Source organism: Marinobacter confluentis, assembly GCF_004785685.1.
Classification (GTDB): Bacteria; Pseudomonadota; Gammaproteobacteria; order Pseudomonadales; family Oleiphilaceae; genus Marinobacter; species Marinobacter confluentis.
This window is the reverse complement of record NZ_SRPF01000001.1, coordinates 1,029,022-1,040,488: the sequence shown is the minus strand read 5'-3', so window position 1 is coordinate 1,040,488 and position 11,467 is coordinate 1,029,022. Positions and strand designations below refer to the sequence as shown.

Below are 11,467 nucleotides of genomic sequence, written 5' to 3'. Positions count from 1 at the left end.
GGTTATCTGCAGTAATAGCGTGTGTAACAGTTCTCAGCGGCGGGAATCCGTGGTCTCTCCAAAAGCACAAATCCAAGCGCATTCAGATAAACCTCTGTGCATCCGAAGAATAACTCGTCCCTGTACAAGGCTTCCGAGAATGAGTACGTGTTGCTCCTTCCATCAACTGGTAGTCACACCCACCGTGTGGAACCGGTTTTATATCGAAAACCGCAGCCTGAGCTGCGGTTTTTTCGTTGGCAACCAATCCCCGCCAGTGCGGCGGGGGTTTGTTGAGTGCTTCAACCTATTGGGTCGGGGTAAAAACCGATGAGCTGGTGATGGTGCAGGATGCCGAGACGCCTTCGGGGGTATAGATTGTCTCCCGCTGGCTGGTGTAGGTGCCACTGACCACGCCGGTTTCGAAGTCGTACTGGCCAACATAACTGGCGCTACTGCGGCTGATAAAGTCTTCCACTGGAATCTCCTCCTCAACCGGCTCCGAATAGGAAAGCCGGCCATCTGAGGTCAGGCTACCACTGATTACGTCACTGTCCGGCCCGCTGCCGATGGTAAGCGTAAAAGATCCGCCATCCGGGTTAAAGGTCAACTGGCCCGGGTCCTGTTCTACAATACCAATGGCATCTTCCGGTCCGCGACAGAACACGCTATAGAAGGTCCCGTCTGCGCCTTCACCTTCTAAGGCAGTGTCCTGACTCGGTCCAACGGATGAGGTAATGGTGTCAGTCAGCAGGTAAGGGCCAGAGACGAATTCCGGCGTAAAAGTAGCAGGCCCATCATTCACGATACCGATAAAGCTGGCACTGGCAGCACTTCCCAGGGAACCGGTCGAGATGATGGCACTGCCGACATTGCCCTCGATCGGAATGATCTCCCAGAGCCAGACATCTGCAGTCGCGGTAGTCTCAGTCACGTTCAGAACACCATTGGTGGCCACCGTCCATTCAGCCGCATTGGCGCTGGTCGATGAGAATGAGACAAGTCCGGTGCCGTTGGCTTCGAGGTCAAACTCGATGGTGTTATCTGACAGCAATGCGGCAAATCTTTCAAATTGCCCGGAAACGGGAATCTCAAAATTGTATTCAGCAGCGATACTGCTGGTGTAGACGCCGTAGATCCGCTTGACCGGTGCTGACGTTGTGGTGCCGTCAACTCTCACCAGCTGCGCATCGAATGGGCGCACATCGGCGAAGGCCACACTTTCCTGCGGGTTGGGCTGGAAGATCAGTTGGCCCCCGGTTCTCAGCGACAGTTTAGGATCAACCTCGCCCTCGTTACCTTCGGCGTTGTAGAGTCCGCCTGGGCCATCAGTCTCAACACTCGGCATGCCCACAGCGAAACTGCTGTCGCTGGCGGCAAGGGTGTAGGTATTCCATTCTGAGGAAACAGAAGTGAGAGTGTCCCCGGCGTAGGCTTCGACGTTGTTCGTCTGGACCAGGACGTAATTCTGGTCATCCAGGAATGTCAGCAGCACAGAGGCGTCGGGGCTTTCGGGGAAGAACCAGCTGCCCACCAGATCATTCTCTGTGTCTTCAATGGCGGTGAACTGTACCTCACCGTCAGATAGGGTGAAGTTCAGGGCATCATCGCCGACGGTCAACTGGATCCCCTGGGATGCTGCAGGGTTGCTGGCGTCATAAAGGCCACCGCTGCCATCGGATTCGCGGATCAGGGTGACTGAAAAATCACCGGTCACCGGGTCCCAGGTGTAGGATCCGTACTCCGCGCTTCCTGCCTGCTGATCGCCATCATCAGCCATGGAATGGGCAATCACGTATAGGCCATCGCCGAAAAACGTCAGCACATTGTTGCCGCCATTGGGCTCCGTGTAGATCCAGCTGCCCAGAAGATCGTTACGTAGGGAACCCTCGAAATGCGAGATCGCCTCGTTTTCGGTAATTAGAGTTCTATTGAGAGCAACGCCCACAGCCGTATTAGCTTCGGACTCAAAGGTGCCCGCCTCAAAATCGAGCACTGTATCAATGAGCGCAGTCGAAGTTGCCTGGCTGACCGTGATGCCGTTGTCCGGGTCGCCATCCTCGTCAAGGCTTTGAAGCAGGCGCAGCACGTTTACGACACTTGGTGTTGCGAGGGTCGCGCCGTCACCACCCATGTCCAGGGGTGTTACTTTGCCTTTTGCAGGTACAGGCGGAAACTGAATGCCGCCGATGCTGAACTGAACTATATCGCCTTCTTCGTAACCATATTCGCCCAGCGCGTTGGTTACGCCAGAGCTTCCGCTGGGTGATGTGAGGTAACTGACACCGGCGACCGGGCTGTCAGAAAGCACGCCCACATTGGATGCAGTAATCTCCGGAGTGCTGCCACCCGGATTGGTATTTCCGTCAGACGAACTGCTGCCCGAACCGCCGCCGCCACATGCCGTTAAAAGCCCAGCTGTTAATAAGGTCGTGAACTGCTTTTTCATGCACTTATCCTCAGTGATCTACTAGCTTTTGCAGGCATGATTACCCGCCGATCGAGAATAGAGGATCGTTTGTGAGCGGTCATACCCCATATGGTGTATGAGGACGGGTTTTCATCAGGTCTGGTCGTCGTTACTTTTACCCGGGCAATAAACATTGATAAGAATGGGAAATTCTATGCAATAGGGGCTATATTTCCCGGAAGGACAGGCGGGAAAATGCCACAGGGCGCAAGGGAGAATAGTTTGTTAGTTGTTTACCGTAAGGGTAATAAATTTCACAAATGGGTCACGGCCAGGCCTTTGATGGTTGGGCTGGCTGCGCTCATATTCTGCCTCCCCGTTTCTGGTGAGTACGCCCTGAATGAACCCCCGCGCCCATTAGAGGGTGAGCCTCTGCAGATGCGTACCCTGGAAAACCCACCGCTGGCCTACACCGATGAAAACGGCAACATCACCGGAATTCTGGTGGACGTCATTCGGGAAGCGGTTCGCCAGACCGGGCATGAAGTCGAGTTCAGAATCGATCCCTGGAAGCGCGTGCTGCAGGAGGTCGCCGTAGGTAACGCCGATGCCGCATTCAACGCAGGGCTCACAGAAGAGCGCTCGGCCTGGGGCCATTACCACGACTCTGTTCTGATCGATGAAACCTACGTGTTTTTCTCCCATGGGCCTATGACCCTGTCCAGTGAGCTGAGTGAAGCCCCGGGCCTGAGTGTGGGAATCCAGCTGGGTTACTACTATGGCGAGCGCTTTGATCGCATGCTGAAAAACCAGCCCTTCCGGGCGCTGGAGGTGTCCCAGACCATCCCACGGAATCTTCAGCTGCTCAAAGCAGGGCGCACTGATGTGTTCATCGGGGACCTGTTGCCGACCATGTACTACCTCAAGGAAATGGGCCTGGAAAACCAGATCCAGATCGTGCGGGCAAGCGAAACTGGCCTTCCCCTGGTTGTGTCTACATCGCCAACCTATGTCGCTTTCTCAAAACGGCGAGTTGAACCTGGCTATGTCCGGGAATTTGACGAGGCACTGCAAACTATCAAGGCGGACGCCACTTTTGATTCCATTCTCCAGAGCTATCAGTTGAACCTTCCGGAAGTGCCTGTCATAACGGATTAATCTTCTCGCCATGATTGCGAAAGTAAGATCCTTGAAAACACAGGATCTGGCCCAAATTACGGACCATCAGAAAAAGTTGGCCCCGCGGCTGACTATCCACCCTTGCAAAGCAACCAACTCAGGGATAGAGCATGATGCAAACCCCCTCAATTTCGTTCTACCGCCGGTCCTTCTGGCGGCTACCTTCGCTTATGGCGCTGGTTCTTCTGCTCACTGGCTGCGGTATTAACAACATTCCCACCTACGATGAGCGGGTGACCGCCGCCTGGGCTCAGGTAGAAAACCAGTATCAGCGCCGTGCAGATCTGATTCCGAACCTGGTTGAGACCGTCAAAGGCTTTGCAGCCCAGGAGCAGGAAACCCTGACCGCCGTTATTGAGGCGCGTTCCAAAGCGACCTCGATTCAGGTGGACGAAAGCATCCTCAACAACCCAGAAAAACTGCAGCAGTTCCAGCAGGCCCAGGGCGAGCTGAGCAGTGCCTTGAGCAGGCTGATGGCGGTGTCTGAGCGATACCCGGATCTGAAATCCAACCAGAACTTCCTGGCCTTGCAGTCACAGCTTGAAGGCACGGAGAACAGAATCGCAGTCGCGCGCCGTGATTTCATCCAGGCCGTCGAGCAGTACAACACTGAGCTGCGTACTTTCCCGGGCAAGATCTGGCACAGCATTCTGTACAGCGATCTTGAGCGCCGCGCCAATTTTGAAGCGACCACGGAAAATGCAGACGAAGCACCTGCGGTGGAATTCTGATGTCTGTTCTGCCGCGCGAAAGCCTGCTGTTGTCGTTATTACTGTTACTTCCGGGCACGGCACTGGCTCAGTCGACTCCGGATTTCCCAGAGCTGACGGGCAGGGTAGTCGACCGTGCCGAAATGCTGTCCCCGGAGGTTGAAACCCGCCTGACCCAGATGCTTCAAGCCCACGAACAGGCCAGCACGGAGCAGGTTGTGGTGGTGACACTGCCAGACCTGCAGGGATATACCATTGAGGATTATGGTTATCAGTTGGGCCGTGAGTGGGGCATCGGTCAGAAGGACGAAGATAATGGCGCCTTGCTGATCGTTGCAGAGGAAGAGCGAAAAGTGCGAATCGAAGTGGGTTACGGCCTGGAAGGCAGGCTTACTGACGCTGATTCCTCAGTCATTATCAACCGGATTATCACGCCGGCATTTAAAAAGGGCCAGTTTGAAGCGGGGATATTCAATGGTGCCTCAGCCATGGTTCAGGTGCTTGGCGGTGACCCATTGGCGGTCTCCCAAGGTCGCCCACGCACTGCGCTTGCTGAGAAGCCAAACGGAGGAATGGTCGCGCTGTTCTTTATCATCATGATGGCAACGGTGTTCTTCATCGGCAGCCGCGGTGGGCGCGGCGGCCGGGGCGGCGCAGCGCTGTTGGGTGCAGCCATGCTCGGCGGTGCCATGGGCGGCCGTGGTGGCGGTGGCTTCGGCGGTGGCGGTTTTGGCGGCGGCGGAGGCGGCTTTGGCGGTGGTGGTGCGTCCGGTGGCTGGTAAGCCCGCACCGGGCAACACACCCGCTGAATCCCCACGTTTGACATGGAAAGCCACAGAAGCGAGAGCCAAAAATCATGACATTACTCAGTAAGAGCGACCAGGAAGCCGTTACCGCCGCCATCAACGACGTGGAGCGGGAAACCGACGCAGAGCTGGTGACCGTGCTGACGGCCCAGTCTGACAATTACAGCTACATCCCATTGGTCTGGGCCGGCATACTGGCACTGCTGGTGCCCGGTATTGCCAATTATTTTGGCGGCTGGTTCAGCGCCGACCTTCTGATGCTGGTGCAATGGGGTATGTTTGTTATGTTGAGCCTGGTGTTCCGGTTGCCAGGCATCAATACCCGGTTGATTCCCAGGCAGGTTCGGCACTGGCGCGCCTCAAACCTGGCGCGCCGTCAGTTTCTGGAGCAGAACCTGCATCACACCCGGGGTGGCACGGGCATGCTGATCTTTGTTTCAGAAGCTGAGCGCTACGTTGAAATCCTGGTGGATCAGGGCATCGCGGACGTTCTGGACAACAGAATGTGGGAAGGCATAGTGGCGGATTTCACGGCCAAGGTCCGTCAGGGCAAAACGCGTGAAGGGTTTCTGGAGTGCATAGCTGCCTGCGGAACGCTGCTGAAGAGCAACTTGCCGGCAACCCATGAGCGAAACGAGTTACCGAATCACCTGGTGATTCTGGACTAGCAGAGGGCGGCCTGACAGGGCCGCCTTTTTCGCTCTGACGTCTACTGGTCCGCTTCGTAACTGATCAGGTCCACATCGGCGGCTTCTTTTCGAAGTGGTACCAGCTCCTGATAGGCAGGAGAGTCATGCCACCCGGTGACTGCTTCAATATCGGGAAACCGGATCACAACCGTATCCGTGTGGCGCTGCTGTCCGCTCAGGGCTTTCGCGCGGGTGCCACGAAGCACAAGTTCGCCGCCCCAGGGTACGACCGTTTCCGGAACCCGGCTTCTGTATTCTTGCCATTTCACGGGGTCTTTGATGGTTATCTGACCAATTGCATAGGCTGTCATTTTTATTCTCTTATTGGAAAACGCGGCTTGCCTGTTCCACTACAATGCCATGGCGCCGGGCCAATGCCATCCGATCATCGTCGTAGCCGCCGCCAATCACCGTCGCCACCGGAATGCCACGACGCCTGAGTTCGCTGAGCACCTGATAATCCCGTTCCCGGATGCCCGTTTCTGAAATATTCAGCCTGCCGAGTGGGTCCCCCTCAAAAACATCTACCCCGGCGTCATACAGAACGATATCCGGCTTCGCTAACATCAACGCCTTGTTCAGCGTGTCATGCACAACCGCCAGATAATCCTCGTCAACCATTCCATCCGGCAATGCTACGTCAAGATCGCTGACCTGTTTCTCGAACGGGAAGTTGCGCTCGCAGTGAACTGAGCAGGTGAAAGCGCCCGGTTCGTTCGCCAGAAGCGCGGCGGTGCCATCGCCCTGATGGACATCAACATCGAAAATCAGGACCCGCTTGATACCCGGCTGTTTCAGAAGCACCTTCGCCGTTATGGCCAGGTCATTGAGAATGCAGAAACCGGCCGCGTAATCGAAATGCGCGTGATGGGTGCCACCGGCCAGGTGGCAGGCAATGCCGTGCTGCAGGGCCAGTTGCGCCGTCAGAACCGTACCGGACGGCGCCAGAAAAGTACGCCGTACCAGCCCTTCACTCCAGGGCAGGTTCATCTGCCGGGTCTCTGTGGCTGAAAGCCGGTTGGCGGCAAAGCGGGCAAGGTAGTCGGGGCAGTGGGTCTGGGTCAGCCAGGCCTGACGGCAAGGGCCTGGCCTGAAGCCATTCCGGGGCGTGAGCAGTCCCAGCGCGCGCATGTGGTCGGCAAGCAGCCCGAACTTTTCCATTGGGAAGCGGTGCTTGTCCGGAAACGGAAAACTGTAATCCGGGTGATAGACAATGGGGACGGCCATGGGGTTTCCGGCAACGATGAATCAGATAAGGTCTTACGGACCCGGTTGCAGGTGGGATTGCCGGTCATTCATAGTGCGCCAGTGCCCGGGTTGGCTCGTACACTCAACACCTTATCCAAACACGCCAGCAAACAGAGGAATATTCAGTGTCCACCAGCGTCCAGATGAGTGACATCCAGCTCGCTTACCCGACTGAATCAGGCACCGTGTCGGTGCTTAACCAAGCCTCACTCACGGTCCCGCCTGGTGACACACTGGCCATAACCGGCCCCTCTGGCAGTGGTAAAACCTCTTTGCTGCTATTGCTATCCGGCCTGCAACGTCCTGACAGCGGTGAAATCCTGGTTGGCAGCCAGCGCCTTGGGGATATGGACGCCAACACCCTGGCAGACTGGCGCAGCGAACATCTTGGCATCATTTTCCAGTCTTTCCACCTGCTGCCGGGCCTGACTGCGCTGGGTAACGTCAGCCTGCCGCTGGAAATTGCGGGGCAGGCCAGTGCCCGGGAACAGGCGCTGGCCATGCTGGATGCGGTGGGGCTCAGCCACCGGGTTCAGCATTATCCGGGGCAGCTGTCCGGCGGCGAACAGCAGCGTGTAGCCATTGCGCGGGCTCTGGTTCACCAGCCGAGCCTATTGTTGGGCGATGAGCCAACCGGCAACCTGGACCAGCAAACCGGAGAAAAAGTGCTGTCGCTGCTTTTTGACCTGCACAAGCAAAGCAAATCCACCCTGGTGCTGGTCACCCACGACGAACGCGTGGCCGAGCGCTGCAACCACCGGGTACGGATGGAGGGCGGGCGTCTTTATGAAATCTGAAACTGCCGCGAAGCCCTTGTGGATGCTCAAATTCGCGGTGACCGATCTGCGATCCCGCATTTCAGCCCTGAAAGTCTTCCTCGCCTGCCTGATTCTGGGCGTTACCCTGGTAGCGGCCACGGCCAGCCTTTACCGGGTGATCGAGCAGAGCCTGCTGGCGGATACCCGCGCGCTTCTGGGCGGGGATGTGGAGCTGGATTCCAATGAACCCCTGCCGGATGACGTGCGGAACTGGATCAGCAATACCGGTCGTATTTCCCTGGTGCGGGAATTCGACACCATTGTCAGTGGCAGCCAAGGTGACGGCTTTTTCCGGGCGGAAATACTGATCCCGGACCAGGCCTACCCACTGTACGGCGACCTGCAACTGACGCCGGATCAGCCTCGAGCTGAGCTTAACGCAAAACAGGATGGGCGCTGGGGTGCGATCATCGACCCCATGCTTGCGGAGCGTCTGGGTCAGTCCATTGGTGATGAGATAGACATCGGTGCTGCTACCTTTCGCATCAGTGGCCTTATTGAACAGCAACCGGACCGGCGCCTGAACGCCAACTGGCGAGGCCTGCCCATCATGATCTCTGAAGAGGCACTGGATGCCACCAACCTGATCCGGCCCGGCAGCCGCGTCGATTATGAATACCGGGTCCAGACCGACCAGAACCTGGAGGTCTGGCTGGAAGACTTCGAACGGGCCTTCCCGGCAACCAACTGGGACACCACCACCTTTGCCGAACGCAGCGAACGCATTTCCGAACGGCTGGATCAGATCGCCACGGCGCTGATTCTGATTGCCTTTACCACGCTGTTTATTGGCGGCCTGGGCGTTGCTAACAGCATCCATGCCTATCTGGATGAAAAACTGGGCACCATCGCCACCCTGCAGACGCTGGGCTTGCGGCGCAAACCACTGGTGGGCATCTACCTGTTACAGATTGGCATACTGGGCACAATTGCTGGCCTGGTGGGCGGCGGTGTCGGGCTGGGCTTTGCTGCTGTGGCCATCAGCATGGCAGGTGACGCCTACGATCTGGCAGGCCCTGCCGGCGCCGGTGACTGGATCTCCCTGTGGTTTGTGCCGCTGTTGCTAAGCTGGCTGTTTGCGGTGCTTACGGCCTACGTATTCGCCTTGCCGGCACTGGCCAGGGCCCTTGCGGCTTCGCCGGCCGGGCTGTTCCGGGGTCAGGTCCAGGCGGCCAAGAATGAACCGCGCAGCTGGCGGATGGCCAGCTACCTGCTGCTGGCGGTGTATATCTCCGCAACCCTGTTCTGGTTGCCGTCACCGCAACTGGGCTTTCTGTTCCTGCTGGCGGTGGTCCTGCTCTGGGGATTGCTCGAAGCCATTATCAAAGGGCTTCGAAAGGGCGCAAAAAGGCTGGAAGACAGCGGCTTCGCGGACCGTAATTTCGCACGGCGGCTGGCACTGGCCAACCTTCACCGGCCCGACTCACCCCTAAGGGCAACGCTTCTGTCCCTGGGGACAGCGCTGACGCTGGTGGTTGCCTGTACCCTGGTGGTCACCACACTGCTGCGCGCTCTGGAAACCACCATACCGGCGGATGCACCGGCGCTGATTCTGTATGAAGTGTTCCCGGACCAGATGGCCGACCTGGAAGCCGGCCTTGCCGAACTGGATGATTCCAGCAGGGTAGAGCTGCTGCCACTGGTGCGCTCGCGCATGTCCACCATCAACGGTGAGCCGTTATCCGAAGTCTTGGCAGACGACTCACGAGCGCGGCGCGAGGCCATGGGGGACGAATACAAACTCAGCTACCTGTCCAGCAACCCGGAAGGCCTGGAAGTAATTGAGGGCAGCTGGTGGGAGGAGCCCGCCCCTGAAGGTGAACCGGCATACATGGCCATGGAAGACAGGGAGGCCTACCAGCTTGGGCTGACTGTGGGTGATCGAATCACCTTTACCGCCCAGGATCAGCCAATTGACATCGAGATCCGCGCGATCTACCGCCAGAAAGGCCTGCAGACCCGATTCTGGTTTGAAGGGATTCTTCAGGAGGGGGCGCTGGACGAGCTGATCAACCTGTACGTGGGGGCGGTTTACCAGAGTGACGCGGCGGCGAAACAATCCCAGCAGTGGCTGGCCAGAAATATCCCCAATGTTATCACCCTGCGCACCGCAGACTGGCTGAAAACCGCCGGTGATCTGTTGGGCAAAGCGGCGGCTGGGTTGGCCGCCGTTGCTGCAGTCAGCCTGATGGCAAGTCTGCTGGTGCTGTCCAGCGTGGTCAGTGTCAGCCGCAGGCGGCAGCTCTACGAGGCCAACCTGCTTCACTGTCTGGGTGCCCGGCATCAGGCCATTCGCCAGTCCATGCTGCTGGAAACGGGCCTGTTGACGTTACTGGCGACGGTCTTTGCCACCGGCCTGGGCTCGCTGATTGCATTGCCAGTGGCGGATCTGGCCCTGAAGCTACCGGCGGGGGATCTCTGGTGGATCGGTGCTCTGGTGGCCGGGGGTGTCAGCGCTCTGGCACTGCTGGGTGGGCTGCTACCCACGCTGAAGGCCATGCGCCTGAACCCGGCGGAGTTGTTGCGGGACAGTTAGAAAAACGGCCGGGTGTAATCGAAAATCTGACCGCGGGTTGTCAGCCACAGGTCCTTTTCGCTGGCACACCGCTTCACGATTTCTTCAAAGGCCCAGGCTGCGGCTGGCCTGCCGTAACAGTGCCCATGCACGATGACATCCAGAATCAGCGTTTCCGTGTTGCATGCCAGCAATTTGTCCAATGCCGTTATGAACATCTGAACAAACTGTTCGGGGGTCCGGCCAAAGCGCATGGCGTGGGGCAGGTCGTTGAAATCAATGGTCACCGGTATCGCCAGGATCTCACTGTCGTCAAAGCACTGCAGGTAGGGCAGATCATGGTCAAGTGCGTCTCCGTGCCATTGGTAGCCGTGCCTGGCTAGCCTGCGCTGCACATCCAGATCCGAGGTGATGCGGGGGCTTATCCAGCCCTGGGGCTGCTTTCCGGTGGCCTGCTCGAAAAAGCGGGTGGAGCTTACGATGTTGTCTTCCCGTTCCTCGTCGGTCAGATAGGGGAAAAGCATATCCTGCCCGTAACTGTGGCCGATGATTTCATGGCCATAATCCGCCACGGTTCTGAGTTCCCCCGCGTGGTTTTCTGCAACCAGCCCTGAGGTAAACACGCTGGTGATGACACCATGGCGCTCGGCTATATCAAACAGCCTGCGGCAGCCGGCGTTCGCATTGTAGCGGCCGTAGCTGTCGGCGTTCGGGTCAGTGACATTGCCTGACAGCACATTACCCATCGGGTTGACGCTGGAGCAGTTGCCCGGAGTCCACATTTCATAGGCCACATTGAAGACCATGGCCAGTCTTTTATTATCTGGCCATTTAAATCCTTTATTTAAATATTTATTTTCACATTTAATAATATTATTCATTATTATTTCCTGCCAGGGTCAAGCCCGCTTAAGGATTCCGTGCATTGAATATATACCTGATATTGAGAAAATAAAAGTATTTTGTTAGTTCAATTTCATGCACTTGAGCGTGAATGAAATTGAATTTGATCAACCTGAATCACATGCACTTTAAGCTGCATAATATTAAGTTTGCGCTTTAAAAATCTTTACTCTATATTTTTGCTACCGACACAAATCGGGAAAACAATAA

Annotated in this window: 10 protein-coding genes; 6 read left to right on the top strand and 4 right to left on the bottom strand. The window is 57.1% G+C overall.

Annotation, left to right across the window (positions count from 1 at the left end; all coding sequences use genetic code 11):
- Window positions 1-286: 286 nt before the first annotated feature.
- Entirely contained in the window at window positions 287-2,428 is a 2,142-nt protein-coding gene (locus E5Q11_RS04875; RefSeq protein ID WP_135802241.1) for a hypothetical protein, read from the bottom strand.
- Window positions 2,429-2,827: 399 nt separating this feature from the next.
- On the opposite strand from E5Q11_RS04875, the gene E5Q11_RS04870 reads away from it, so the two are divergent.
- The 4 genes from E5Q11_RS04870 (at window position 2,828) to E5Q11_RS04855 (ending at window position 5,752) form a co-directional block, all read left to right on the top strand.
- Entirely contained in the window at window positions 2,828-3,547 is a 720-nt protein-coding gene (locus E5Q11_RS04870; RefSeq protein WP_168215610.1) for a substrate-binding periplasmic protein, read from the top strand.
- Window positions 3,548-3,738: 191 nt separating this feature from the next.
- Entirely contained in the window at window positions 3,739-4,299 is a 561-nt protein-coding gene (locus E5Q11_RS04865) for a LemA family protein (protein ID WP_404802769.1), read from the top strand.
- Window positions 4,299-5,060 (top strand): TPM domain-containing protein, encoded by a 762-nt coding sequence (locus tag E5Q11_RS04860; RefSeq protein WP_135802239.1) that lies wholly within the window; start codon window positions 4,299-4,301, stop codon window positions 5,058-5,060. Before E5Q11_RS04865 ends, E5Q11_RS04860 begins: the two co-directional genes overlap by 1 nt.
- 74 nt (window positions 5,061-5,134) lie before the next feature.
- A complete protein-coding gene (locus E5Q11_RS04855; protein ID WP_135802238.1) occupies window positions 5,135-5,752 on the top strand; it encodes a TPM domain-containing protein in 618 nt (205 codons plus the stop codon).
- A 41-nt stretch (window positions 5,753-5,793) separates the two neighbouring features.
- Here the strand turns inward: E5Q11_RS04855 and E5Q11_RS04850 are convergent, their stop codons facing one another.
- Window positions 5,794-6,084 carry a DUF1330 domain-containing protein gene (locus tag E5Q11_RS04850; protein WP_135802237.1) on the bottom strand — a complete coding sequence of 97 codons (291 nt, stop codon included), beginning with the start codon at window positions 6,082-6,084 and terminating at the stop codon, window positions 5,794-5,796.
- A 10-nt stretch (window positions 6,085-6,094) separates the two neighbouring features.
- Window positions 6,095-7,000 carry a histone deacetylase family protein gene (locus tag E5Q11_RS04845; RefSeq protein ID WP_135802236.1) on the bottom strand — a complete coding sequence of 302 codons (906 nt, stop codon included), beginning with the start codon at window positions 6,998-7,000 and terminating at the stop codon, window positions 6,095-6,097.
- Window positions 7,001-7,164: 164 nt separating this feature from the next.
- Between E5Q11_RS04845 and E5Q11_RS04840 the strand changes: the two genes are divergently transcribed.
- Window positions 7,165-7,818 carry an ABC transporter ATP-binding protein gene (locus E5Q11_RS04840; RefSeq protein ID WP_135802438.1) on the top strand — a complete coding sequence of 218 codons (654 nt, stop codon included), beginning with the start codon at window positions 7,165-7,167 and terminating at the stop codon, window positions 7,816-7,818.
- A complete protein-coding gene (locus E5Q11_RS04835; RefSeq protein ID WP_135802235.1) occupies window positions 7,808-10,375 on the top strand; it encodes an ABC transporter permease in 2,568 nt (855 codons plus the stop codon). The genes E5Q11_RS04840 and E5Q11_RS04835 overlap by 11 nt, the downstream gene beginning before the upstream one ends.
- Here E5Q11_RS04835 and E5Q11_RS04830 read toward each other — a convergent pair.
- Window positions 10,372-11,160: a polysaccharide deacetylase family protein gene (locus E5Q11_RS04830; protein ID WP_225314944.1), complete on the bottom strand. Its 789-nt coding sequence runs from the start codon at window positions 11,158-11,160 to the stop codon at window positions 10,372-10,374. The genes E5Q11_RS04835 and E5Q11_RS04830 overlap by 4 nt on opposite strands.
- Between the last annotated feature and the right edge of the window lie 307 nt (window positions 11,161-11,467).